Origin of the sequence: Pseudomonas sp. JV414, from assembly GCF_032424305.1 — a bacterium.
Taxonomy (GTDB): domain Bacteria; phylum Pseudomonadota; class Gammaproteobacteria; order Pseudomonadales; family Pseudomonadaceae; genus Aquipseudomonas; species Aquipseudomonas lini.
In genome coordinates this window covers 1-26,081 of sequence record NZ_VYKC01000010.1, presented here as the reverse complement: position 1 = coordinate 26,081, position 26,081 = coordinate 1, and the positions used below count along the sequence as shown (strand labels likewise).

The window sequence follows — 26,081 nt, the reverse complement described above, 5'->3', positions numbered from 1 at the left end:
AACGAACCGAAAGTTTGTGACACTCACGAAACACCAGATCTATCACATACCCATTCGCTGGAGCGTGAGCCGTAAGGCAAACGAGCTGGCTACCGAATTTCTTGACGACCATAGAGCATTGGAACCACCTGATCCCATCCCGAACTCAGCAGTGAAACGATGCATCGCCGATGGTAGTGTGGGGTTTCCCCATGTGAGAGTAGGTCATCGTCAAGATTAAATTCCGAAACCCCTATCTGCGTATGCAGGTAGGGGTTTTGTTTTAGTAGAAGTCACCGATTTTGCTGGCACGTTACCGCTGTAACGGGCTGGTCACAGAGTTTCTTGACGACCATAGAGCATTGGAACCACCTGATCCCATCCCGAACTCAGCAGTGAAACGATGCATCGCCGATGGTAGTGTGGGGTTTCCCCATGTGAGAGTAGGTCATCGTCAAGATTGAATTCCGAAACCCCTGTCTGCTTATGCAGACAGGGGTTTGTCTTTCTGGGCTATAGAAACCTCAATCCGGTATGGGGCACATCTCGCTCTTACGTGCCTTGCTACTCCTTCGAGCCAGCAACTTGCGCCACCAGATATAGATTCCCGTCCCCGACAATACTGCTATCAAAATACCCAACACCGCGATCATCACTTGCCCGGTGAGCCCAATGATTCGCCCTCCGTGTATCGGCAATTGCAGCCGATAAAAACGCTCTCCCAGGGTGCCTTGCCCTGCGATCTCCTGTCCCAGTAAACGCCCGTCCGTGCCATGGAAGAACAGCCAGGACTTTCCATGGGCCTCGGTATCATGTTGCCCAAACCCTGCCCCATAAAAGTTGTACTCAAAGCTGTAATACAACTCCCCGATCGCAGCTGTCAGCCCCAGCCTTTGCCCTTCCTGCAATGCACGTTCATAAGCCTGTTGATAACTCAGCCGCGTAACCCCCAATTCTCCGGCAGGCATACGCCCGCGGGCCTCATAGACGCTCGGCTCAATCGGTGAAAACAGTGAAACCGCAGGCTTGAAGACCTGGCTCGGCAGGTTCATGGCGACACTGCTGACCGCAATCGGCAGCAGCAATAACCAAAGCCACAAGCCACCGGCCCGATGCAGGTCAAAATTCAGCCGGTAGGCATGCCCGCCTTTGATCTTCCAAGCCGTCGACCACTTCTTCCAGAACGGTTTCCCACGTGGAAGCGTCAGCCAAAGCGCGATGAAACAATCGACAACCCAGGCGATCGCGACCAGCCCCATTAACAACAATCCCCAGTTATTCGGCAGAACCAGGTTGTAGTGGAACTCAAGAATGAACGGGATGAAGTTCTCCCGCTGAAAGCAGCATTCTCCCCAGAACCGCAGCCCTTTCTGCTCGCCATTGACCGGGTCCAGATAGAACACCTGATTGGGCTCGGCAAAAGGTTTTCCGGTCGCAGGGTCATTGCGTGGTACCGCAGCCAGCAATGCGGTATGACCCGGTTCTGACGGGTACTCCATGTACCAGACTTGTAGCCTCGGATGCTCCGCTTGCAGCTTGTCGACCAAAGTGCCGGGCGGCAAACGCTGACCGTCGGCAGACGCTGAATAAAACTCCGGATTGAGCCACTCATCCAGCTCATGATTGAACGCCAGAATGCTGCCCGTAAGCCCGGCCATCAGCAAAAACAGCGCGGTCGCGAGACCGATGTAGCGATGAAGTAAAACCAGAAATGCACGCATGGAATTTTCCTGCAGAGACGACAAAGCCAGCCCCTGGATTCAGGTGCTGGCTTTTTTGGATAACAAGTCGTTAGAACTGGTAGCTCACGGTAGCGGCGACGTTACGCTCTTCACCCAGGTAGCAGAAGTTCAGGCTGGCACAGGAGGCCACGTAGGACTCGTTGGTCAGGTTGTTCGCATTCAGACGTACGTCCACGCCCTTCAAACCCACTTTGCCCAGGTCATAACCGACAGACGCATCGAACAGCGTATAGGACGGCACCTTCAGGGTGTTTTCCGCATCGGCCCAGCTGTAGCCGACATAACGCACGCCGCCGCCCAGGCGCAGGCCATCAAGTGCTGCGCTGTCGAACTTGTAGTCCGCCCACAACGAGGCCATATGACGTGGCGCCTGAGTCGGCGAGTTGCCCTTGTTCTCGATCACGTCGGTGTCGGTGCTCAACGTACTGATCATCGACTTCGAATACTCGATGTCGGTGAAGGTGTAGCTGCCGAGGACTTTCAGGTTATCGGTCAGCTGCATGTGCGCTTCCAGTTCCAGACCCTGGGAGCGGACGGCGCCTACAGCGCGATAGAAGTTTTCCTGCGGCAGTTTGGTCGCCAGGTTTTCCTGATCGATACGGAATAGCGACGCTGTAAACAAGTTGTCGGTGCCTGGCGGCTGGTATTTCAGGCCCACTTCCCACTGGGTGCCATCGGTCGGTGCCAGAGGATTGCCGGCGCTGTCGGCGTAGGAGTTCGGGTTGAACGACTCGGAGTAGCTGATGTACGGCGCGATGCCGTTATCGAACAGGTACAACGCCCCGGCTCGACCCGTCAGCTTGGTGCGTTTGTCACTGATCTCCGTGCCTACAGGGCGTCCAGCTTCAGCCAGCCGATTTTCATCGGAGGTTTCAACCCAGTCCTGACGAAGGCCCAAAGAGAAGCGCCACTTATCCATCTCGATCAGGTCTTGCAGGTAGACGCCGGTCTGTTCCAGGCGGCGCAGATAGCTGGTCGGGCTGTAGAAATCGATGGCCGAATTGCCGTACACCGGATTGAACGCATCGATCGGCGCAAGACCGCCACTGGTCCAGTCGACCACCGTCTTGCGGCGCTGATAGTCCGCGCCCATCAGCACGGTGTGTTTGGTCGCGCCGGTGAAGAACTCGGCTTGCAGCATGTTATCGACGATGAACGCGTGGAGCTTTTCGTCGCCGCCGGTGTAATAGCGGTTCAACTCGTTACTGGTGGGTGTGGTCCAGCCATAGGCGTAAACCTGATCGATCTTCACCTTGGAATCTAGATAGCGGAAGTTCTGCCGCGCGGTGAAGACGTCGTTGAAGCGGTGTTCGAACTGATAACCAAAGGACTGTTGATCACGCTGGAAACTATCAATGCCCGGCTCGCCTTCGAAGAAGTTTGGAGAGATCCGATTGCCATTGCGCTGATGGATCGTGCCGTCGGCCGGGACACCGCCGTGATAGCCGCCGTCGGGGTCGTGTTGCAGATAGGCTTGCAGCGCCAACGAGGTATCTTCGGTGAAATCGATGCTCACCGTCGGCGCCAGGGCGAAGCGCTTTTCCTTATTGTGGTCGAACTGTGTGTCGGACTGATCCGCCAACCCTGTCAGGCGATAGGCAATGCGCTTGTCATCATCCACCGGCCCGCTGAAGTCGAAACCCATGCCGCGCTGGCCTTGGGTGCCCACCGTGGCCTGAACCTGATGATAGGGCTCATACAACGGTTTCTTGCTGGTCAACGCCACCAGCCCGCCCGGCGAGCTGCGACCATAGAGCACCGACGACGGACCTTTGAGAATATCGACTCGTTCGAGGAAATACGGGTCCACCTGCATGGTGCTGTAGGTGCCGCTGTCGCCCATGGATTTGAGGCCGTCGAGATAAATGTTATCCACCGAGCCGTCGTTGAAACCGCGCATCGCCACGTAGTCATACCGGTGGGTCGCGCCGTAAGGGTTGGTCAGCACGCCCGGGGTGTAGCGCATCGCCTGGGACACGGTTTGCGAGCCTTGGTCGTCCATTTGCTCGCGGGTCACCACGGACACGCTTTGCGAGGTTTCCAGCAGCGCGGTACTGGTCTTGGTGGCGATCTGGCTGTGCGTTGCGTTGTAGCCATCCATGCTGCCCAGCGCGTTACCCAGGGCGAAGCCTTTGATGTCGGTGGTGGGTAGCGCCAGGGCTTCGGTTTCAGCGACGGGCCGCAGCACATAGCTGCTGCCATCCTGACTGACGGCCACAAGCCCTGTGCCGTTGAGCAAATGACTCAACGCCTGATCCGCCGAATAGTCGCCCTGTAATCCCGGCGACTGGAGGCTCTGGGTTTGAGCCGGAGTCGTCGACAGCGTGATGCCCGCCTGACGGGCGAATTGGTTGAGCACGTCGCTCAAGGGGCCGGCGGCAATGTTGTAGCGGTGGCTAGTGGCTTCGCTGCCCTGGGCTGCAACGCCAAGTGTCGGCAGCAGGCCGACACCCAATGCGGTCGAGAACAGCGCCGCGCGGATGGCGTGGCGCAAGACGCCTGATTCCGCGGCGAAATGGAGAGGGTTCTTACTGATGGCGCGCACAGTCATTGTAGGTTTCCGTAGGAAGTCGCTGAAGGCAGAGTTGAAGTGCTTACTGACTAAGCCGGACTTGTTCGGAAAACCCGCCAAAAATAATTCAGGCCTGTCGCTCCAGCGTCACCCACCAGCGAGTGCGATAGCGCAGTTGCACTGGCAGGGTGTGCGGCAGGATGGCCAGCAGTTTGTCGGTGTCTTCGAGGCGGAAAACCCCGGACAGCCGCAAGTGGGCAATGTCCGCCGCGCAGGTCAGATAGCCGGGACGGTAACGTCCGACTTCATTAATGAAATCCCCGAGGCGCATGTTGCGGGTGACGATCAGGCCGTCGACCCAAGCGCCGGCATCCATGTCTTGAGGCGGTGCCAACTGTGCGCGACTGTGATCGATCAGATAACTCTGCCCGGCCTGCACCTGAATCGGCAGGCCATCAGCCGCCCGTGGCGAACGGATCGCGACCGTGCCGCTGGTGACGCTCAGCCGCGTGCAGTCGGTGTCCTGACGAACGATGAAGCGCGCCGCCACACTTTCGAACACGCCGTGACGGCTTTGCACTCGCAACGGTCGATCAAACGAAACCCCTTCACTTGCCCCACCGCACGTCACGATGATTTCGCCGCGAGTCAGTTTGATCAGGCGCTGCTGCACGGTGTAGTCCAGATCCACTGCGCTGGCGGTATTGAGCTCCAGGCGGGTGCCATCCGGTAACTGGAAACTGCGTCGCTCACCCGTGGCGGTGGCGAAGTCGGCGGTCCACTGTTGCCAGCCGACCGCATCCTTGCCCAGCCACGCCGCCGAACCCATCAGCAATGCTCCCGACAACAGCTTCAACGCCTGGCGCCGCCCGAGTCCCTTTGCACTGTTTTCCAAAGTGTTGAAAGCGACTTGAGCGCCAGGCACCGCGCGCAAATTACTGCTCAACTCGGCTTGCAGGGACTGCACCCGTTGCCAGGCCAGTTCATGCTCACGGTGTTCCGCGCGCCAAACGTCGCATTGCTGGCGTAGTCTGGAATTGGTCGCGTTGTTACGCAGACGCAGCAACCAATGGATAGCTTGTTTAACCACCTGCTGATGGGGCTCGCCACGGCGGTTCAGCGCTGAGTTATCCACAGGCATCACGCTTCATACCGCAGCACGTAGCAGTGATACAGCGCATCGGCCACATAACGTTCCACTGAGCGTAGGGATAATCCCATATGTTCGGCGATCTGCTTGTGGGTAAGTCCTTCGCACTGGGCCAGTAGAAATGCCTGACGCACTTTCGGCTTCAGGCCTTCAAGCATGCGGGCGATGCTTTCCAGCAATTCGAGCACCAATGCCCGTGCCTCGGCGCTCGGGGTTTCGGCCTCGGGCAAATGGGCGATGGTTTCCAGGTACGCCCGCTCGATTTCCTCACGGCGCCAATGGTCGATCACCAGGCCGCGGGCGATGGTTCGCAGAAAGGCGCGGGGGGCCTTGAGTTCCAGGCGTTCGGTTCTTTGCAACAGACGGACGAACGTGTCCTGAGCCAGATCCGCCGCATCGGCCGCATTGCCCAATCGCGCACGCAGCCACGTGTTGAGCCAACCGTGATGACTGCTGTAAAGCGCCTGTACTGCAAACTCAGGTGAAGACATGAACGCGACAGCCCGACGTCACAAATGATAATTAGTCGCATTGTCATCAAGGGTCGAAAAATTTGCAACTGCCGTTCGAGCAATCGTCAGTAAACACTGCTACTCGGGGGGCTCTAGCATGCCGTTCGGCGGGTATCTGACGGGTTTCGTACAAATCCCTAAGATTTCTCCCACTCGTGCCGACAGCCTTGGTGAGACATGCGCGCACCAAAGTAGAGCGGCTACAGAATGCCGTCTGCGCTGTTACATGGAATGTTGCAACCCGGAACGCATCCCCATTTTTTGCATAAGAAGTCCCATGAAATGAATCTAAAGTTCAGCCATAAAATCCTGCTGGCCGCTTCAGGCGTCGTGGTGCTGGCTTTTGCGTTGTTCACTTTGTACAACGACTATCTGCAGCGAAACACCATCCGACAAAACCTCGAGTCTTCCGTTGAGCAATCCGGCGAGCTGACCGCCAGCAGCGTGCAGAACTGGATGAGCGGCCGCGTGCTGGTCCTGGAAAACCTCGCGCAGAACGTCGCTCATCAAGGCGCCAATGCCGATTTGCCGGGGCTGGTCGATCAACCCGCCCTCACCTCGAACTTCCAGTTCACCTACGTCGGGCAGGCCAATGGTGTGTTCACCCAGCGCCCTGACGCGAAGATGCCGGACGGCTACGATCCGCGTCAGCGCCCTTGGTACAAACAAGCCGTGGTCGCCGACAAGACCATGCTGACCCCGCCTTACATGGCATCGGTCGGCGGGTTGGTGGTGACCATCGCCATGCCGGTGAAAAAGCAAGGCGAACTGCTGGGCGTCGTCGGCGGCGACCTGAGTCTGGAAACTCTGGTGAAGATCATCAACTCGGTGGACTTCGGTGGCATCGGTCACGCGTTCCTCGTCAGCGCCGACGGTCAGGTGATCGTCAGCCCGGACAAGGATCAGGTGATGAAGAACCTGAAAGACATCTATCCGGGTTCCAGCGTCCGAATCGGGAAAGGCATCCAGGAAGTAGAACTGAACAAGCAGGACCGCATTCTCTCGTTCACGCCGGTGAGTGGTTTGCCGAATGCCGAGTGGTACATCGGTTTGTCGATCGACAAGGCCAAGGCCTATGCACCACTGAGCCAGTTCCGCACCTCGGCGCTGATCGCGATGTTTATCGCCGTGACCGCCATTGCAGTGCTGCTGAGTCTGCTGATCAACGTGCTGATGCGTCCGCTGACCACGATGGGTCGTGCGATGCAGGACATCGCTCAGGGCGAGGGCGACCTGACCCGTCGCCTGGTCGTAGAAAGCAAAGATGAGTTCGGCGAGTTGGGCGGTTCATTCAACCAATTCGTGGAGCGGATTCACGCGTCGATTTCCGAAGTGTCCTCGGCGACCCGTCAGGTTCATGATCTGTCGCAACGGGTAATGGCATCGTCCAACGCTTCGATCATTGGCTCCGACGAACAAAGTGCCCGCACCAATAGCGTGGCCGCGGCGATCAACCAATTGGGCGCCGCCACCCAGGAAATTGCCCGCAACGCCGCCGATGCTTCGCAACACGCCAGCGGCGCGAGCGAGCAGGCTGATGACGGTCGGCAGGTGGTGGAAAAAACCATCCTGGCCATGACTGAGCTGTCGCAGAAGATCAGCCTGTCCTGCACGCAGATCGAAACCCTGAACGCGAGCACCGACAACATCGGCCACATTCTCGATGTGATCAAAGGCATCTCCCAGCAGACCAATTTGCTGGCGCTCAACGCGGCCATCGAAGCGGCCCGTGCCGGTGAGGCCGGTCGTGGTTTTGCGGTGGTGGCGGACGAGGTGCGTAACCTTGCTCATCGCACTCAGGAATCGGCGGAAGAGATCCACAAGATGATCAGCTCGCTGCAGATCGGTTCTCGCGAAGCGGTGACCACCATGAATGCCAGTCAGGTTTCCAGCGAGCAGAGCGTCGAAGTGGCGAACCAGGCCGGCCTGCGCCTGGTCAGCGTGACTCAGCGCATCGGCGAAATCGACGGCATGAACCAATCGGTGGCCGCGGCGACCGAAGAGCAGACTGCCGTGGTTGAGACCCTCAACGTCGACGTCAACCAGATCAACCTGTTGAACCAGCAGAGCGTGGCCAACCTCAATGAAACATTGAAGGATTGCGATGCGTTGTCCCAGCAGGCCAATCGGTTGAAGCAACTGGTTGATAGCTTCAAGATTTGATCAAGGTCAGTTGAACCGCGTTATCGTTCAATCGCGGGCAAGCCCGCTCCCACAGGGGATGTGTGTAAGACACAAACCATGTGGGAGCGGGCTTGCCCGCGATAGCGGTAGATCAGTCACCGCTGGAACGAAGCTTTACACAAACAGCTTCAACACATTCCCCATCGCATCATCGGCAAACCCCTGAACGAAATCCTTGAACCCCGGCAGTGCCTCTGCACCGCCCTGGGCCGGTTCGGCGATGATGGTCCAGGTCGCCCGCGACTTGCTCGCCCCCAAGGATTCAACACTCATCGCCGCCCACAAATTGGCCACGCCCAGCGTGTTGTAGATCGTCGTCCAGGTCATGTTCAGCGCCTGGTCGTCCCGGGAGTTGAGTTGCTCGACCACCAGGTTGCCGTCCTTGAAGAACTTCTTGCGCAGCGACGACACGCCTTCACCGGTCATCTCGATGTGCGACAGCGCCGGAATGAATTGATCGAAGCCGGCAAAGTTACCGACTACCGCCCAGACTTGCGTCGCATCGGCCGGTACTTCCACCGAAGACACGACGTGGCAGCCGTGAGGGTTTTTGATCAGGGTATCGGGTTGCAGAGTATTCATGGTTTTGCTCCGTGCAGGGTTAGGGTGAATCAGATGAAGTTGATTTCTTTGAGGTAATCGCAGCCGCGTCGCAGCAGCGCCGGGGATTTTTCCGGGTAGTGCGCGCCCATCTGCCGTACGCCGGCCTGGGCGTTGTCATGGCCGATCATCGAGATGTCGCCGATGTCTTCTTCGAAGCCGTTGAGGTAGAAGCCCAGCACGCCAAACAGCGCGTTATCACTGTCGACGCGACCCAGTTGCTGCTGCCAGTCGGCGACGCTGACCATGGCGAACTCCCGACCAGCCTCGCGAAATGACGCCACGTAGCAATCCCAGCTCAGGGGCTCGGGGTTGTGCAGGTTGAACACCGCTTTTTCGGCTTGGTAACGGCTGGCGTGGAAGGCAATGAAACGGGCGAGGAAATCCACCGGCATCAGGTCGAAATTCAGCGCGAACTCCGGCACCTGGCCGAGCTGGATCGAGCCCTTGAGCATCAGCATCAAGCGATTCTTGTGAGGCTGGCAGACACCGGTGAGGCTGTTGAAACTGATGTTGCCGGGGCGATAAAGATTGACCCGCACCCCACGCTCCCGCGCTCGTTCGAGGATCCGCTCGCCGACCCATTTGGACAGGTTGTAGCCGTTCTTGATGTAGATCGGCGGTGTTTGCGCGGCGGGCAATTCCAGGACCCGGCCATCGTCGGAAATCGTGCTGGACGCCGAGAGCGTCGAGACGAAGTTGAAGATCTTTTTGCTGTGCCCTTCACACAAACGCAGGCACTCGAAAATCGGCTCGACGTTGTCCCGCGCCAACGACTCGTAATCGAGGACGTGATTGACGTTGGCGGCGTTGTGCACCAATGCGCCGAACTCGCGATCCAGCCGTGCGTAAACATCTTCGCTGAGCCCCAGTTGCGGACGAGTGATGTCCGCCGCGTAAACCCGCACCCGGCTCAGGTCCAGATGCTCCAGACGGTTCTCCCGCAACGCCTGAGCAAAGCGTTGCGCCGCCGATTGCCCGCCGCCATCGCGCACCAGGCACGCTACTTCGCTGGCGCCCCAGGCCAGCAGCGCTTCGACGATATGAACACCGACAAAGCTGTTGGCGCCGGTGACGATCACCTTGTGCACATCGCCCATTCGGCTGACCGGCAACGGATGGATATTCAGTTCCCGGAAGGCATCGGCCAGGGCTTTTTCGCTCAGCACTTCTTCGGTCCCGGAGCCGCGGACCAAGGTCGCCAGCTTTGCAATTGTCGGCAGCTCGATGAAGCGGTTGATCGAGATGCTGCGGCCGAATTCCTCACGCAAACGCAGCAACATGCGCGACAGCAGGATCGAGTGCCCGCCGAGATTGAAGAAGCTTTCATCGGTGGAAATATCGCTGGCGGGCAGTTCCAGCAGTTCGGCCCAGATCTCCAGCAATAGCGCTTCATCAGCGCTGGCTGGCAAACGCCGTTGGCTGTTTTCGGTCACGTTGACGGGCAGTTCCAGCAGCGCTTTGCGGTCGACCTTGCCATTGCTGGCGAACGGCATGCTCCCCAGTTCGGTCCATGCGGTCGGCTGCATGTAGTCCGGCAGAAACTGCATCGCGTGGGCTTTCAAGGCTTCGCGAGCAGCACCGGGTCGCTCTTCCTGAGGCTGCGCGAGAAAGGCCAGAATCCGTCGATGACGATCGATAACCACCGCCACCTGACGGTACAGCTGACTGTCGCGAAGGCAGCGTTCGATCTCTTCCGGCTCGACCCGAAAGCCGCGAATCTTCACCTGATTGTCTCGCCGTCCGCACAGCTCGATACCGTCGCAGGTCCATTTGGCCATGTCGCCAGTGCGATACGCGCGCAAGCTCTGGCCGTTCGGCAGGTTCAGGTTCAGATAACGTTCGGCCGTCTGCTGCGGGTTGTTCAGGTAACCCAGACATACCCCTGGGCCGACGATGTACAACTCACCGACGGTTTGCTCGGCCACCGGTTGAAAGTCCTCATCGAGGATCAGCACCTGACTGTTGGCAATCGGTGCACCGAGGGTCCGGTTGTTGTCGCCGGTGCACAGCTGCCGCGCGGTGATCAGCACCGTGGCTTCGGTCGGGCCGTAGAGGTTGTAGAGATTGCCTTGGCGGGTCAGTTGCTCGATCACATAAGGTTCGCAGACATCACCACCGGTCATCACATGATCGAGGATTTGCAACTGATCCAGCGGCAGGATGCTCAACAGCGCCGGCGGCAAAAAGGCATGGCTGAGTCGTTGGTGGCGGATCAGCTCGACCAGTTGCAACGGATCTCGACGTTGGTCTTCGTTGGGCACGATCAGCTCGGCGCCCTGAAGCAGTGTCGGGAAAATATCGATCAGCGATGAGTCGAAACTCAACGATGAAAACTGCAACGCCCGACTCTGTTCGGTCAGCTGCACGTAGTCGGCGTACCACGCGGTGAAGTGCGCGAGGTTGGCCTGGCTGAGCAACACACCTTTGGGGTGGCCCGTGGTGCCCGAGGTATAGAGCGCCATGCACGGCGCGTCGAGATCAGGTCGTTGGCGCATCAAGGGTTGATCGAGATTCACATCGCCGATGTCGATGCGGCTGATGTCCAGCCCCGGCATCGTCTCGCTGAGCGGATGTTCTCCGTCATGCAGCAACAACACCGCCCCGGCGTTTTGCAGAATGTACTGCTGACGTTGCAGCGGATGGCTTGGCTCCAGCGGCAAGTACACCGCGCCGCTGCCCAGGACCGCCAGAATTCCCGCATACAACGCGCTGCATTTTGGCAGGCAGATCCCGACCACCAACGGTCCTTGATGCTGATCGAGCAATGGTTGCAAACGCTGCTGGATGGCGCGGCTGTGGGCGTGCAATTGCCGATAGCTCAGCGAAATGCCGGCGATGTTCAGCGCTGGCCGCTCGGCAGACTGGATGAAGCGCTGTTCAAGACGCTCGATCATCGGGATCTGGCCGAGTTGCAGCAGCCATGGTTCCGCCGTGGTGTTGAGCTGATGGACGTAGGCCAGACGCTCTAAAAACAGCAGATTTTCCACCTGCTCGAAGTGCGCGGAAGCCATCGGTTCTGCCTGCAAGAAATAATCGGCATCCCGGGAGAAGCGGCTGACCAGCAACGCCACGTGATCGACCAGTTCGGCCACCCCTCGCAGGCGCAATGCCTGGCCGTTACCGGACAGTTCTTCGGCGACTGGCACGCGACTTGGGTGCATCGAGTTGTACGTGCACAACAGGTCCAATGCAGGCAGGCCAGAGACGCCCGGTATGCCGATACCCAGCTGCAGCGTCAGGCGTGGTGCATCGCCGAAGTGCTGAAACGGCAGGCTCGCATCGTCGATCAGCAAATCAAACGTGCTTGGCGGCAGCGCCTCCAGATTCGCCAGCCGCGCCAGTGAATGACCGTGTTGTTCGAGTTCCAGCGCCAGGTCGGTCAGGGCCTGGCTTTGCCCAATGAGCAAAATATCGAGACGTCTCATGATGTTCTCCTCGTTAAACCAGGTAGTCGCTCAGGGTGCTTTGCACGCACGGTGAATCGAGCAGCGAACTGCTGCGGAAAAACCGCACGATGTTGGCGACCAGCGGGTGATGGCGATTGATCGGGAAGGCCAGCCCCGACACTTCGCTCTTGAGTGCCCGACGCGCCACATCACTGATCTGCAAGGCGTCGATCAAGCGGAAGTCGAAGGACTTCTGGATGTCGTTGGTCAGGTAATGACCGATGAACACCGGGAGGATTTGCGCGATGCACTGGCGATCGTCTTCGCTCGCGGTGTGCCAATAGATACGTACCAAGCGCGCCCAGAACCCGGAGTGACGGCCCTCGTCGAGCAAGTGGTCGGCCATCAGGCCCTTGATCGACTGCTTGACCGTGTCGTCCTTGGCGAACGCCGCGACATCGCCGGTCACGGTGTTCTCGGCGATGGCCACGCAGATCAGCTCCACGGCGCTGCGCAGGTGTTCCGGTGCGAGTGCCACGGCCGCCGGGATGGCACGGCTCAGTTCGATTTCATCCGGCAGCCCGATCGGCGTGATACCGGTCATGGCGACGGTTTGCTGCATGAAATCCATGGCCACCAGCGCGTGATAATCCTCGTCCACCACCACGGTCATGGCGTCGTAGCGACAGGCAAACGGGAACGCCACGCTGAAGCGGTTCTTGGCGATGCTGCGGGCGGTCTTGTCGACGATCTCGGTTTCGAAAATCACCACGTCGTTGATGAATTTGTAGAGCGTCTGCACCAAGGCAAAGTCCCGTTGTTCCGGGCATTCGCGCAGGAAGGTTTCACTCAGCACCAGCGGCTGACGGCTCAGCGGATAGATCAGTTTGTCGTCGTTTTCCAGTACGCGCCGGGGACGGGTGCGAATGGTCGCGCGGCTCTCCCAGGCATCGGCGAAGGATTGGTAGTCGGCGGCGTTCATGCGTTCACCTCCGCCACCGGTTCGCTCATGCTCAGGCGCAAACCGTCCCACAGGGCGATGCGGCTTTCCACGGCGGCAATGGCGCTGGCGTAGACGTCTTCTTCGCGCTGTGGATCGCCATCGACCAGGCGGGCGAGGAGTCTTTCCGCCGCCGGGCCGTGGTCTTCGGAATCGACTTCGATGTGCCGTTCCAGGTAGTAACGGAAGGTCGGCGCCTGTTCGATGCCGATACCCCAGTCGTCGAGAATCCGCTGGAACATCTGCGGAATCACACTCTCGCGGCCATGCAGAAACGCCGCCGCCACACTGTGCCCCGGCGCATGCAACGCGGTGTGCAAGGTGTGGCGCACGAACTGCGCGGCCGCCGGGTCGACGTCCACGCTTTGCAGTGCCACGTCATAGCTCACGCCTTCTTTTTGCAGCGCCACGAAGCGTTCGACGGCGGCCGTGCTGGCACCGACTTCGCGCATCGCATCCAGGTACAACTCGAAATGGCTGTAGTGACCTTGGGCGGGACGATCATCAGACTCTTCACCGAGCACGATTTCGTTGATCAACCGCGCAGCCTGAGGATCTCGCGGAGGCAGCCAGGGCAGTTGAACGCAGGTCAGTTCCTGTTGCAGGCGCTTGGTCAGCGACATGAAATCCCACACCGCAAACACATGGGTTTCCATGAAACGTTGAAGGACCGATAACGAATGTATTTCAGAGAAGATCGGGTGCGCACTAAGTTCTGCTTTTTTCTGATTGAGACGATCTTTAGTCGGTTTCATGAACGAGCCTATAAGTGATCTTGAATACCGTTGAGGGTGGTGTTTATCAATAAGTGACGGTTGCTTGAAGTTTCTTATTGGCGAACAGGGGCCTCAATTGAATTGATGTTTTTCAGGTGTGTAATCACTAAGTAGTACGTGGCGCCCAGTGTTTGTGGGCAGCGGAGAAAAACTAATACACGAATAAAGTGCCCGGCAAGTCATTTTTTAATTAATTTAAAGTTTAACTTTCTCGGGTGCGACAAGTTCCAATAAAACTTTTGCATTAAGTTTTATTTGGGCGTAGTTGCTCCTTTCAGCTTATATGGGCCAAAATTTAAATAAAGAGTGAATGCCTCACTCAAAGCAACTTTTTACTGGGTTCGTTAATGTGATCTGAGGGGGTGGAAGTTGGCTGGGAATGACGCCGGTTCTTCCTTTCCCGTGGCAAGACTCCTTCCGTAGGTTCTTGATGCGTCGACTGCTCCGTGGTGCGATGCGTCGTCCGTCATTATTCGTTGGCAGCTCAAGAGTGAGCGTAATTCACGGCAGTCGCTATCACCCCTGCATGATCTGATAGGTGCAATTGTCGGGTTTAAGGGGGCAAGAGCTTTGGGGCGGGGGCAGGAAGTCGCTGCACACCGGTCCGGTGTGAACGAAAGGGGGATTTGTAAGCAGATTTGTTCGTCGAGTAATCCAGGTGCGGATCAGCTCAATGTCGCGGCAAGCGAAAGCGAGCCGCTTATTGGGCTCGCTCGGGACTGTCGTTGCGGATTACTTCGAGGTTTTCCTGCGCTGCGGTTCAGCGCTTTCGAGGTAGCGCGTGATGACTTCGACACCCCGGTTGAGGTGGTTTTCGAGCAACGTCACCGAGCGCTCGATGTCCCGCTCTTCGGCGGCGCGCAATAACGCTCGGTGATCTTCCTGGGACAGTTTGCCCAGGCCCATGGCTTCCAGGTTGAAGCGCAGGAAGCGCTCCTCTTCGTTCAACCCGTCTTCGACGAGTCTGAGCAACCGCTGGTTGGGAGCCTTGTTGTAAAGCGCCATGTGGAACAGGCGATTGAGACGGCCGATCTCGGTGTAATCGTGTTCCGTTTCCAGCTCGTCGATATAGCGCGCTGCCTGTTCGAAATCAGCGGCTTCAAGCAGAGGGATCGACCGACGCAGGGCTTCGGACTCCAGCAAAATTCGCAGCTCATAGGTTTCTGCCGCGTCGCCTTGGACCAACGGTGCAACCACAGCACCTTTATGGGCGATCACGTTGAGCAGCGATTGCGCTTCGAGCTGGCGCAAGGCTTCGCGCACCGGCATGCGGCTGACGCCGAACAGGTCGGCGAGGTCTTGTTGACGCAGGGCAATGCCGCAAGGAATGCGACCGTCGAGAATCGCCGCGCGTAGGGTTTCTTCGATCACCGAACGTGCCAGGTGGGCGGGAATCGGTCCATTGACCTTGATACTGCTGAGAGGGTTGGGCTTCTGTGTCACAACAAACGCACCCTGTTTGGCTGAAATACTTGGATCCAAATGGACACTAGTGACTGCTTGACTGGTTGTCAAACAGGCAAAGGATCGCATTACCTTAAAGTCTAGCGTGCCGACGGTGATCTCACCGTGCCATTGTCTTTTACCGGGCTAACCTGCACCATCACCCGACTTCCACCTGCCTACCCTGGATGCCTCGCATTGGCGGTACGTTTCGCGATCCCTCGGACTTTGCGCTGGCTAGGCTGCGCACTGCTGCTGGCCGGCGTCATGCTGGGCGGGCTGCATGCCGACTGGGATTTTTCGCTGATCAGTCGCCGCGCGCAGGCATTGTACGGACCTTTGGGTGAAGGGCAGCAGCGCATCGATGCCTGGCAGCAGTTGCTGGCCACGCAAAAGCAGATTGGCGAGCTGGAACAGCTCAACGTGGTTAACCGGTTCTTCAACAAGCAGATGCGTTATGAAGAAGACATCGACCTGTGGCACGAGGTCGATTATTGGGAAACGCCGATCGAAGCCTTGTGGAAAGGCGCCGGTGATTGCGAAGACTACGCTATCGCCAAGTATTTCAGCCTGCGCCATCTCGGTGTCTCCAGTGACAAGCTGCGCATCACCTACGTCAAGGCTTTGCGCCTGAACCGTGCGCACATGGTGCTGACCTATTACTCGAGCCCCGAGGCCATGCCTTTGGTGCTCGACAGCCTGATCGACGCGATCAAGCCTGCCAGCCAGCGAACCGACTTGCTGCCGGTCTACTCTTTCAATGCCGAAGGGTTGTGGTTGCCGGGTGCCAAGGGCAACAAAAAGGTTGGAGACACCAAACGCCTGTCCCGCTGGCAGGGTGTGTTGAAGAAAATGCAGGCCGAAGGTTTCCCGGTCGAGACGACTAACTAGGAGCACGCGCTCAGATGTCTTTGTTCAAACAGCTGTTGATCGCTATCTGTCTGTTCCTGGTGGTCGCCTTCACCGGCAGCTTCATGGTCAGTCTGGAAAGCTCGCGTACCCAGTACGTCAACCAGTTGCGCTCCCATGCCCAAGACGCCGCGACAGCGTTGGCGTTGTCCCTGACGCCGAACATCGACGACCCGGCGATGGTCGAGTTGCTGGTCAGTTCGATTTTCGACAGCGGTTATTACGCGAGCATCCGTGTGGTCGATCTGGCCAACGACAAGACGATTGTCGAGCGCAGCGGCATCCCGGCAGTTACCAACGTGCCGGACTGGTTCGTCAACCTGATCGGCCTGGAACCGGCCGGTGGCGACGCCCTTGTCAGCCGTGGCTGGGAGCAGGCCGCGCGGGTCGAGGTGGTCAGCCATCCGATGTTCGCGTTGGCCAAGTTGTGGCAGAGCGCGTTGGGCAGCCTCGGCTGGTTACTGATCTGCGGCGCAGTGAGTGCAGTGCTGGGCGCGCTGTTGCTGCGCCGGCAACTGAAGCCGCTGGATTACATGGTCAAGCAATCCCATGCCATTGCTCGCCGCGAATTCCTCAGCCTGCCGGAACTGCCACGCACCCCGGAACTGCGCCGGGTGGTGCAGGCGATGAACCAGATGGTCGAGAAGCTCAAGGCGCTGTTCCAGGAGCAGGCCGAACGCAGTGAAAAACTGCGGGCCGAATCCTATCAGGACAACCTGACTGGCCTGGCCAACCGGCGTTATTTCGAAATGCAATTGAACGCCCGAGTGAGCAATCCTGAGCAGGCCAGCTCCGGCTATTTGCTGTTGTTGCGGGTGAAGGATTTGGCCGGGCTGAACCAGCGACTGGGTGGTCAGCGTACCGATGAATTGTTGAAAGCGGTGGGCGAGCAGTTGTCCCGTGAGTGCGCCAAGTACCCGGAAACCCAGAACCTCGTCACGCGCATTCGTGGCGGTGAATTCGCCGTGCTGGCACCGGGGCTGGTGCGCGAAGAAGCGCTGCAACTGGCGAGCAATCTCGACAGTGCTCTGGCGAGCCTGCATGCAACGGGCGCCACGGACGTGGCTTCGGTGGCTTCGATCGGGCTGGCGCCGTTTGCCCATGGCGACTTGCCGCAAGCGGTGATCGGGTTGGCGGATCAGGCACTGGCCCAGGCGGAAAGTCAGGGCGAGCCGAGTTGGGCGTGCCTTGATCAGGGCGCACCTGCCCGGGTTGGCGACGATCATCATGCCTGGCACACATTGCTGGATCAGGCGTTGGATCAGCAGCGTTTCGAGCTGTACTTCCAGCCGGTGGTGGCCAGCCACGACACGCAGGTGGTGCTGCATTACAAAGTGCTGTCGCGCCTGCTCGACGAGCAGGACCAGACCATTCCCGCCGGGCGTTTCCTGCCCTGGCTCGAGCGTTTCGGCTGGACCGCGCGGCTGGACCGGTTGATGCTGGAACGGGTGCTCGAGCAGATGGCCGACCACGAAGAGTCGCTGGCGCTGAACCTGTCTTCGGCGACACTGGCGGATCCGCAGGCGCTGAACACAGTGTTCGACATCCTGCGTCAGCATTCGAATCTCGGCGAGCGACTGACCCTGGAAATCGGCGAAGAACAATTGCCTGAGCAAGCGGTGCTGGAACAGCTGACGCGGCGTTTGCGCGAGCTTGGATTTTCGCTGAGCCTGCAGCGTTTTGGTGGGCGTTTCAGCATGATCGGCAATTTGGCGCGGCTGGGGTTGGCGTATCTGAAGATCGACGGCAGTTACATCCGGGCGATTGATCAGGAGAGCGACAAGCGTCTGTTCATCGAGGCGATTCAGCGGGCGGCGCATAGCATTGATTTGCCATTGATTGCTGAGCGGGTCGAGACCGAAGGGGAATTGGCGGTGATTCGTGAGATGGGGTTGTATGGGGTTCAGGGGCAACTCTTTGGTGAGCCGAAGCCTTGGCGGTGAGGCTGATGCCGTCATCGCGGGCAAGCCCGCTCCCACAGGATTTGTGTGGTACCACAATCCTGCGTTCACCTCCGCCCCCTGTGGGAGCGGGCTTGCCCGCGATGGCGCCCGTGCGGACACCGATTATTCCGGTAGCAAAGTCCTAGGAGATTTCCTTCAAGTTGTAGCGGTGTTGGTGAACTTGTTCCGGCTGAAATCCAAGGCTAGTCTGGCTTTGTCACCGAATAATCGGTGACACGGACGTGCAAGTCCGGGTAAAACCCACATCCAAACACTGCCTCTGGCCATTCATCAGGCATTTTTCATGCTTGTTGTGATTGCTTTATGGCGGCTGTGTGCGGGAGACCTTCGGGTCTGCCGAGGTTTTGGTGTGGTCTACTCGGTCTTGCACCCCGCACATAGCTGCCACCTTAATTCGCGTGCAAGCGAACATTAGGTCAGCCTCCTTGTAATCAAAGAGAGCACACCATGTTCAAAGTAACTCCAAATCCGCCTGAGCCCCGCAAAGGACGCCTCTTCACCGTCTCCCCCGACATCGACACCGAAGCCCTTCTGGCCAATGCCTCCGAAGACTTGCTGTCTATCAGCGCCATCGCCGCCGACCTGGCGGATGATGTGGAAGGTTCACGGCGCTCAATAGCCCTGGCGCTCAGCCGAATGGCCGATGGGGTTCATTTACTGGTGGAACGGGCGCTGGATCACCTTGAATCGCCGCAGATGCAGACTCGGGCCGAGGTTTAGCAGGTTAGAACGGTGATGAGTTGAAGATCGCCTTCGCGGGCAAGCCTCGCTCCTACAGAGTTGCATTCGTTCACGTGATTGCGGTACGACACAAATCCTGTAGGAGCGAGGCTTGCCCGCGAAGGCGTCAGCACAAACAACAATGAAGGCGGGCGTTAGATCAACCCCGTCTCATCATCATCGATTAACTGGCTCAACCCGCCCAACGCTTCACGGGCCTGGGTCCGGTCCATCAGCTTGGCCTGCGCGGCCGGCGGCAGGTCGGTGACGCGGATCACGCCTTTTTGGGTCAATACCTGAATCAAGTCGTCGAGTACCCGGATCATTTCCAGGTCGCTCTGCTTGAGCTGCTTGAGGCTGGTTTCAACCACTTCATGGGCAAACCAGGCCTGGATTTCATGGTTGTCGGCCGGCAGCGTTTCCGTGGCTTCGGCGTAGGCCGTGGCTTCCACGCGCACTAACTGACCTTGCGCATCGCGTTGCACGTAAAACATTGAGCATCCCTCGGAAATGGACCAGCGTCGTGCTGTCAGCAGCATAGGCCAACGCAGGCGAGTATGCGGTGCGACGACCAAATCGTCACCCGTGAGGTGGACGCAAACGTGACGGCCGCCCGGTTTCGGCGGCCGTCAGCCTACAGATCAGCTGTTGTTGTGATCGACCTTGATGGTCGGGTCACTGCCGGCAATCAACGAGTTGATGCTGGCGCTGGACCAATTGTTACCTTCCAGTTTGATCGTCACGTCCGGAGTGGCCGCTGCAGCGTCGGCGCCGTTGAACTTGCCGCCAGAGCTGACTTGCAGGGACGACACACCGTCCACGGTGGTGATCTTCAGGAAGTTATCGATGGTGCTGCCGGTTTCGCCCTGCAACAAATCACGCAGGTCGATGCGGTCACCTTCGCTGGCCTTGAAGTCTTTGATCACGTCGCTACCGGTGTCGCCAGCCTTCCAGATGAAGGTGTCGGCACCCGAACCGCCAATCAGAATGTCGTTGCCTTGACCGCCGATCAACGAGTCATTGCCGCTGCCACCGAGCAGGATGTCATTGCCCTTGCCGCCGTCGAGGAGGTCGTTGCCACCCTGGCCGAAGAGAATGTCATTGCCCGCGCCACCCAGCAGCGTGTCGTTACCATCGTGAGCGCCAGATACGTCGAACTCGGTGTAGTGCTCGGTGATGTACTGGTGCACGTTGCTGGTGGTGACTTTGCTGGCGTCGACGCCGGTCTGTTGGGCCACGAACGCCTGCATGGCCTGATAACCCTCACCGGCAACGCCGTTGAAGCTCACCAGATCGCCGAACAGGAGGTCGTTGCCGTCACCGCCATTGACCGTGTCGGCACCCGGCATCGTCGCTTCGGTATGGCCGATGATCGAGTTGGCCAGGTCTTTCGGGTCGATGTTGGTTTGTGGCGTTTGATCCGAGTCGTACGGCTTGAGGTCGCCAAGGGTGACGTCCTTGTTCAGGCCGATCGCTTCTACTGTCGACACGTTGTTCAGCAGTGCGAAACTGTCAGTAGAGTTGTCGATGGCGTTGGAGCCGGTGCTGCTGCCATTGCCATCGCGATAGGACAGTTCGTAGGTGCCGTTGCCCTCGGCGCGGAGGGTGCCCAGCTCGGAACTGCTCCAGTGACCGCCCCATTGGTTTTTGTAAGTCTGCAGCGTGACTGTGCCGCCGCTGTCGATGGTCAGGTAATGAGTGCTGTCCAGGTAGCCGGAATAGGTCTGTCCCAATTTGTAATTGGTGGTGGTGATGACGTCATCGAGCCTCACGTTGCCGAACAAGTTCGGGTTGGTTTGCTCGCCGCTCTGGTAGTAGGTCGGCTTGCCATCGGTGATGAAGTACGTGAGGTTCTTCGCGCCGGTGTTGGCAATGGCGTCGGCACTCTGGAACCAGTTGGCCGTGGTTTTGAACACGTCCTCGTAGTTGGTGCCACCGCCGGACGACATTGAATCCAGAACGGATTTGAGCAAAGTCAGCGCATTCGGATCGTTCAGGTTTACCGACACCGACTTGTTGACCTGGTTATCGAAGTCCACCAGGAAGATGTTCACAGTCCCGGAGTTACCGCCCATGCTTTGCTTGAGGGTGTTGAACACCGCGGTCAGCGAATCCTTGGCGGCGTTGATCGAAGAAGCGCTCATGCTGCCCGAGCTATCGACCATGAACGCGATGTTGTAGTTGGTGCCCGGCACCACGGTCAGCCCACCGATGTCGGCGACCATGATGTCATTGCCATCGGTGCCGGTGATGGTGTCGTCGGCGGCAGTGGCGGTCACCGCGTTATAGACCGACGGATACACGGTGACCGGGATCTGCGCGGTGCTCGGTGCCGAACCGCCATGGGCTTCGGTGGATGTCGATGTCACGGTCAGGGTGAACTGGCCGTTGTAGTACGGCGGCGGAGTAACGGTCAGCGTGCCGAGGTTCCAGCCGGTGACGTTGGCTTCGCCATTGGTCGTGCTGGCGGTGAAGGAGTGGCCCGCGCCATCGGTGAGCACCGAGCCCGCCGGTATGCCGCTGATCTTCACGCTCAGGCTTTCGGAGCCGTCGGTGTCGGTCAGTGCCGTTTTGATCGCGGACAAGTGAACGCTGGTGCCTTCGGCGCCTTCGTTGAGTTTGTAGCCGTCGTAGTAGCCTTCGCCATTGGTGCCGTGCAGGTCGGACACTGTCACGCCAGACGCCGCCAGATCCGCCACGCCGGTGTACAGCGGCACGCCGGCACTGCTGAGGTCGACCGGTGCACCGCCGTTGACCGACAGGTTGACGTCATAGCCGCCCGGGCCCTTCTGGTTATGGTGGTAAATGTCCAGGGTGTAATAACCGCTGGTGGTCGGGGTGAACGAACCGTTCAGGTTACCGCCCGCACCCCAAGTGATTGCGGCCACGTTTTTACCGCCGATGGTCACCAACAGGCTGTCGTCACCGGTACCGCTGAAGGTGTACGTCTTGCCCGCTTCGAGGTAGATCAGGCCGGACGTTTTCGAGGCCGTGCCAGCCGTGACACTGCCGTCGGACTGAACGTTGGTCACGGTGCCGCTGGAGTTCGGTGTACCCGCGCCGTCGATGACCGATTTCAGCGTGCCGGAAGCTGCGCCGTTGCCATCGGTGCCGAGGCCCGACAGACCGGTCCAGACTTCCTTGGTCAGGCCGGTGGACTTGACGCTGTTGTCCGCCACGCTCAGGGAGGGCGCATCGGCAACCGGCGTGATGTCGATTTTCACCGTGCCGGTGTTGCCCAGCAGTTGACCGTCGGTTGGCTGGAACTTGATCTGCGCGTAGTCCGCCTGTTTGTTGCCCACGCCGGTGCCGCCGTAGCCATCGACACCCGATTCGTTGGCATCTGGCGTGAAGCGCAACTTGCCGGCGTCGATGTCGGCCTTGCTGAAGGTCTGGTTGGTCGCCACGTCTTTCCAGGTCGCACCGTCCAGGTACTGCAATTTTCCTTCGCCCGGCAACTGAGTGATTTTCACCCCCAGGTTGGCAGCAGGGCTGTCGACATCGCTGACGCCGAAGGTCGACCAGCCGAGGATCAGCGGGGTGTCTTCGGTGCCGGTGACGTTAACCGGTGCGGCGGTCGGCGCATCGTTCACAGCCACTACGTTGACGGTGGTGGTCGCGGTGTTGGAGTAATTGCTGCCATCGGTCACCGTCACGGTGATGATCCGCGGCACGGTGCTCGGGTCCTCACTGCTGTTGGTGAAGCTGATGTTTTTGATCTGCTGCATGTAGTCGGCCAGTGTCGCGTTGCCCGACAGGGTCAGAGTGACCGTGCCGTCCTGGCTGTTGGCGTTGATGCTGATGCCATTGACGCTGTTACCCAGGTTCAGCGCGTCACCCGGCTGACGGTTGGTCAGCACGATGGTGGCACCGGTCAGCATCGTGCTGTCCGGGTCGGTGATTTTCAGGTCGGTGTCGCCGATCGAGACGCCCTGGCCAGTGGTGCCTTCAGTGAAGGTCACGTTGTAGTTGGCCCCGGTGGCGCCGCTGGAGTTGTTGGCGTCCAGGTCGAGAACCGGCGCGGCATCGTTGTCGATGATCGAGGTGCTGACGCTGCCGTTGGAAGCGCTGACCGCGAGGTTTTCGAAGTTACCGCCAGTGGCCGAGTCGATCTTGACCACGAAGTTCTCGGTGCCTTCGGTGAGCTTGTCGTCCAGCGTCGCGACGTCGAAGCTCGCGCTGCTGGCGCCGACCGGGATTTTCACGGTGTACACGCCGGTGAAGTCCGAACCGTCGGCAGCGGTGCCGCTGTAGACGATTTTCAGGGTCACTTCGGTCTGTGCCGGGTGCGTCAGGTTGACGGTGTAGCTGGCGTTCTGGCCTTCGGTGATCGAGGTGCTGCCGCTGATGCTGACTTCGGTTTTGTCGATCGTGTCGGTGACGGTCGTGACCGCAGCGGTATTGCTGGTGACCAGGTTTTCGAAGTTGCCACCGGTGGCGGTGGAGATGGTTGCCTGGACAGTGCCGGCGTCTTTGTAGACGTCGTCTTTTGGCGCATCGACGGTCACGAAACCGGTGGTTTTGCCCGCTTCGATGGTGATGACGGCGCCGTTGCTGAGCGTGACAGTCACTGGTGTGCCGGCCGCATTGGTCAGGGTCGCGGTGTAGGTGATCTGGCCGCCCTCATCCACGGTGCCGGTCGCGGTCAGCGACAGGTTGGTGGTGTCCTGGGTATCGGTAACCGAGGTGTCAGCCGACTTGCCGTCGACTTCCAGTTTTTCGTAGTTACCGCCCTTGGCATCGTCAATCTTGACGCTCAGCGAACCACCACCAGTCAGGGCATCGTTTGGTGCGGTGAAGTTGATAGAGCCGCTGCTCGAGCCGACCGGGATGGTGATGGTCTGGCCGTTCGACAGGGTCACAATGACTGGCGAACCGGTCACCGGTGCGGACACGGACGCGGTGTAAACCACGGTGCCGCTTTCAGCCACAGCGCTGGTCGCAGTGAGGTTCACGGTTGAGGTGTCGATGGTGTCGGTGACGTCGGTGATCGCAGCCGTTGGGCTGGTCGCCAGGTTTTCGAAGTTGCCGCCTGCGGCGTCCTTGATCGTGACTTCAACCTTGCCGGCGTCTTTGTAGACGTCATCCTTCGGCGCATCAACGGTCACGCTACCGGTAGTTGCACCGGCGGCGATGGTGATGATCGCGCCGTTGCTCAGGGTGACACTCACCGGAGTCCCGGCGGCGTTGGTCAGGGTCGCGGTATAAACGATCGACCCACCTTCAGCGACCGAGTCAGTAGCGCTCAGGCTGAGGGTGGTGGTGTCCGCAGCATCGGTGATCGAGGTGTCTGCCGACTTGCCGTCGACTTCCAGTTTTTCGTAGTTGCCGCCTTTGGCATCGTCGATCTTGACGCTCAGCGAGCCGCCTCCAGCGAGGGCATCATTTGGCGCAACGAAGTTTACAGAACCGCTGCTCGAGCCGACCGGGATGGTGATGGTCTGGCCATTCGACAGGGTGACGACCACTGGCGAGCCGGTGACCGGTGCGCTGACAGACGCGGTGTAAACCACGGTGCCGCCTTCGGCCACAGCGCTGGTCGCCGTGAGGTTCACGGTCGAGGTGTCGATGGTGTCGGTGACGTCGGTGATCGCAGCTGTTGGGCTGGTCGCCAGGTCTTCGAAGTTGCCGCCTGCGGCATCCTTGATGGTCACTTCGACTTGGCCGGCGTCTTTGTAGACGTCGTCTTTCGGCGCGTCGACAGTCACGGAACCAGCGGTGGCGCCGGCGGCGATGGTGATGATCGCGCCGTTGCTTAGCGTGACGGTGACCGGAGTCCCGGCCGCATTGGTCAAGGTCGCGGTGTAAACGATGGAACCGCCTTCAGCGACCGAGTCAGTAGCGGTCAGGCTGAGGGTGGTGGTGTCCGCAGTATCGGTCACCGAGGTGTCCGCCGACTTGCCGTCGACTTCCAGCTTCTCGTAGTTGCCGCCCTTCGCATCGTCGATCTTGACGCTCAGGGAGGTACCGCCGGTCAGGGCATCGTTCGGTGCAGTGAAATTCACGCTGGCATTGCTCGAGCCGACCGGGATGGTGATGGTCTGGCCGTTCGACAGGGTCACAATGACTGGCGAACCGGTCACCGGTGCGGACACGGACGCGGTGTAAACCACGGTGCCGCCCTCGGCGATATTCGCGGTGGCACTCAGCGAAACGGTGCTGGTATCGATGGTGTCGTTGACGGTGGTGACCGCCGGGGTGTCGCTGGTGACCAGGTTCTCGAAGCCGCCACCAGTCGCATCTTGGATGGTTGCTTCGACGGTGCCGGCGTCTTTATAGACGTCGTCCTTCGGTGCATCGACGGTCACGGAACCGGTGATTTTGCCCGCTTCAATGGTGATCACGGCGCCATTGCTGAGCGTCACGGTCACCGGTGTACCGGCTGCATTGGTCAGGGTTGCGGTGTAGGTGATCTGGCCGCCTTCATCCACGACGCCGGTCGCGGTCAGCGACAGGTTGGTGGTGTCCTGGGTATCAGTCACCGAGGTGTCTGCCGACTTGCTGTCGACTTCCAGTTTCTCGTAGTTGCCGCCCTTGGCATCGTCGATCTTGACGCTCAGTGAACCGCCACCGGTCAGTGCATCGTTCGGCGCGGTGAAGTTCACGCTGGCGCTGTTCGATCCGACCGGAATGGTGATGACCTGGCCGTTGGACAGGGTGACAACCACCGGCGAACCGGTGACTGGAGCCGATACGGATGCCGTGTAAACCACGGTCCCGCCTTCGGCGACGCTCGAAGTGGCAGTCAGTGAAACGGTACTGGAATCGATGGTGTCGTTGACGGTGGTGACCGCCGGGGTGTCGCTGGTGACCAGGTTCTCGAAGCCGCCACCAGTCGCATCTTGGATGGTTGCTTCGACGGTGCCGGCGTCTTTATAGACGTCGTCCTTCGGTGCATCGACGGTCACGGAACCGGTGATTTTGCCCGCTTCAATGGTGATCACGGCGCCATTGCTGAGCGTCACGGTCACCGGTGTACCGGCTGCATTGGTCAGGGTTGCGGTGTAGGTGATCTGGCCGCCTTCATCCACGACGCCGGTCGCGGTCAGCGACAGGTTGGTGGTGTCCTGGGTATCAGTCACCGAGGTGTCTGCCGACTTGCTGTCGACTGCCAGTTACTCGTAGTTGCCGGCCAGGGCATCATGAATCTTGACGCTCAGTGAGCCGCCGCCGGTCAGGGCATCGTTCGGCGCGGTGAAGT

At 59.3% G+C, this 26,081-nt stretch carries 14 protein-coding genes, 2 rRNA genes and 1 pseudogene; 6 read left to right on the top strand and 11 right to left on the bottom strand.

Annotated features, from left to right (window positions below):
• The first annotated feature begins 100 nt into the window (after nt 1-100).
• Both rrf (F6R97_RS13795) and rrf (F6R97_RS13790) read left to right on the top strand, forming a co-directional pair.
• Nucleotides 101-216: ribosomal RNA gene (gene rrf, locus F6R97_RS13795) — 5S ribosomal RNA — on the top strand.
• 107 nt (nt 217-323) lie between these two features.
• Nucleotides 324-439 (top strand): 5S ribosomal RNA (gene rrf, locus F6R97_RS13790).
• Nucleotides 440-503: 64 nt separating this feature from the next.
• On the opposite strand, the gene F6R97_RS13785 is transcribed toward rrf (F6R97_RS13790), so the two are convergent.
• The 4 genes from F6R97_RS13785 to F6R97_RS13770 form a co-directional block, all read right to left on the bottom strand.
• Nucleotides 504-1,700: a PepSY domain-containing protein gene (locus F6R97_RS13785; RefSeq protein WP_315866696.1), complete on the bottom strand. Its 1,197-nt coding sequence runs from the start codon at nt 1,698-1,700 to the stop codon at nt 504-506.
• A gap of 70 nt (nt 1,701-1,770) precedes the next feature.
• Nucleotides 1,771-4,272 (bottom strand): TonB-dependent siderophore receptor, encoded by a 2,502-nt coding sequence (locus tag F6R97_RS13780; RefSeq protein ID WP_038978381.1) that lies wholly within the window; start codon nt 4,270-4,272, stop codon nt 1,771-1,773.
• Nucleotides 4,273-4,360: 88 nt separating this feature from the next.
• Nucleotides 4,361-5,374 (bottom strand): FecR domain-containing protein, encoded by a 1,014-nt coding sequence (locus tag F6R97_RS13775; protein ID WP_038978380.1) that lies wholly within the window; start codon nt 5,372-5,374, stop codon nt 4,361-4,363.
• Nucleotides 5,374-5,874: a sigma-70 family RNA polymerase sigma factor gene (locus F6R97_RS13770; RefSeq protein ID WP_008005709.1), complete on the bottom strand. Its 501-nt coding sequence runs from the start codon at nt 5,872-5,874 to the stop codon at nt 5,374-5,376. The genes F6R97_RS13775 and F6R97_RS13770 overlap by 1 nt, the downstream gene beginning before the upstream one ends.
• A 303-nt stretch (nt 5,875-6,177) precedes the next feature.
• Between F6R97_RS13770 and F6R97_RS13765 the strand changes: the two genes are divergently transcribed.
• Nucleotides 6,178-8,058, top strand: a complete 1,881-nt coding sequence (locus F6R97_RS13765) for a methyl-accepting chemotaxis protein (RefSeq protein ID WP_038978379.1) — start codon at nt 6,178-6,180, stop codon at nt 8,056-8,058.
• Nucleotides 8,059-8,193: 135 nt separating this feature from the next.
• Here F6R97_RS13765 and F6R97_RS13760 read toward each other — a convergent pair whose 3' ends face one another.
• The 5 genes from F6R97_RS13760 to F6R97_RS13740 all read right to left on the bottom strand — a co-directional run bounded on the left by F6R97_RS13760 (nt 8,194) and on the right by F6R97_RS13740 (nt 15,287).
• The gene (locus F6R97_RS13760; protein ID WP_315866695.1) at nt 8,194-8,661 is read right to left on the bottom strand and encodes an SRPBCC family protein; all 468 of its coding nucleotides are present in this window, start codon (nt 8,659-8,661) and stop codon (nt 8,194-8,196) included.
• Nucleotides 8,662-8,690: 29 nt separating this feature from the next.
• Nucleotides 8,691-12,107: a non-ribosomal peptide synthetase gene (locus tag F6R97_RS13755; protein ID WP_315866694.1), complete on the bottom strand. Its 3,417-nt coding sequence runs from the start codon at nt 12,105-12,107 to the stop codon at nt 8,691-8,693.
• A gap of 13 nt (nt 12,108-12,120) precedes the next feature.
• Nucleotides 12,121-13,050, bottom strand: coding sequence for a diiron oxygenase (locus tag F6R97_RS13750; RefSeq protein ID WP_315866693.1), 930 nt, complete (start codon nt 13,048-13,050; stop codon nt 12,121-12,123).
• The gene (locus F6R97_RS13745; protein WP_315866692.1) at nt 13,047-13,823 is read right to left on the bottom strand and encodes a DUF3050 domain-containing protein; all 777 of its coding nucleotides are present in this window, start codon (nt 13,821-13,823) and stop codon (nt 13,047-13,049) included. The genes F6R97_RS13750 and F6R97_RS13745 overlap by 4 nt, the downstream gene beginning before the upstream one ends.
• Nucleotides 13,824-14,576: 753 nt before the next feature.
• Nucleotides 14,577-15,287 carry a GntR family transcriptional regulator gene (locus tag F6R97_RS13740; protein ID WP_038978374.1) on the bottom strand — a complete coding sequence of 237 codons (711 nt, stop codon included), beginning with the start codon at nt 15,285-15,287 and terminating at the stop codon, nt 14,577-14,579.
• Between the two features lie 198 nt (nt 15,288-15,485).
• On the opposite strand from F6R97_RS13740, the gene lapG reads away from it, so the two are divergent.
• The 3 genes from lapG to F6R97_RS13725 all read left to right on the top strand — a co-directional run bounded on the left by lapG (nt 15,486) and on the right by F6R97_RS13725 (nt 18,880).
• Nucleotides 15,486-16,178, top strand: a complete 693-nt coding sequence (lapG, locus tag F6R97_RS13735) for a cysteine protease LapG (protein WP_315866691.1) — start codon at nt 15,486-15,488, stop codon at nt 16,176-16,178.
• A gap of 14 nt (nt 16,179-16,192) precedes the next feature.
• Nucleotides 16,193-18,139, top strand: coding sequence for a cyclic di-GMP receptor LapD (lapD, locus tag F6R97_RS13730; RefSeq protein ID WP_050682891.1), 1,947 nt, complete (start codon nt 16,193-16,195; stop codon nt 18,137-18,139).
• 468 nt (nt 18,140-18,607) lie between these two features.
• Complete coding sequence (locus F6R97_RS13725) at nt 18,608-18,880, top strand: DUF6124 family protein (protein WP_409999801.1); 273 nt, start codon at nt 18,608-18,610, stop codon at nt 18,878-18,880.
• A 155-nt stretch (nt 18,881-19,035) separates the two neighbouring features.
• Here the strand turns inward: F6R97_RS13725 and F6R97_RS13720 are convergent, their stop codons facing one another.
• On the bottom strand, nt 19,036-19,374 hold the full coding sequence (locus tag F6R97_RS13720; protein ID WP_038978371.1) for a hypothetical protein: 339 nt from the start codon (nt 19,372-19,374) through the stop codon (nt 19,036-19,038).
• A 147-nt stretch (nt 19,375-19,521) separates the two neighbouring features.
• A pseudogene (locus tag F6R97_RS13715) lies at nt 19,522-26,081 on the bottom strand (LapA family giant adhesin); the annotation flags it as partial.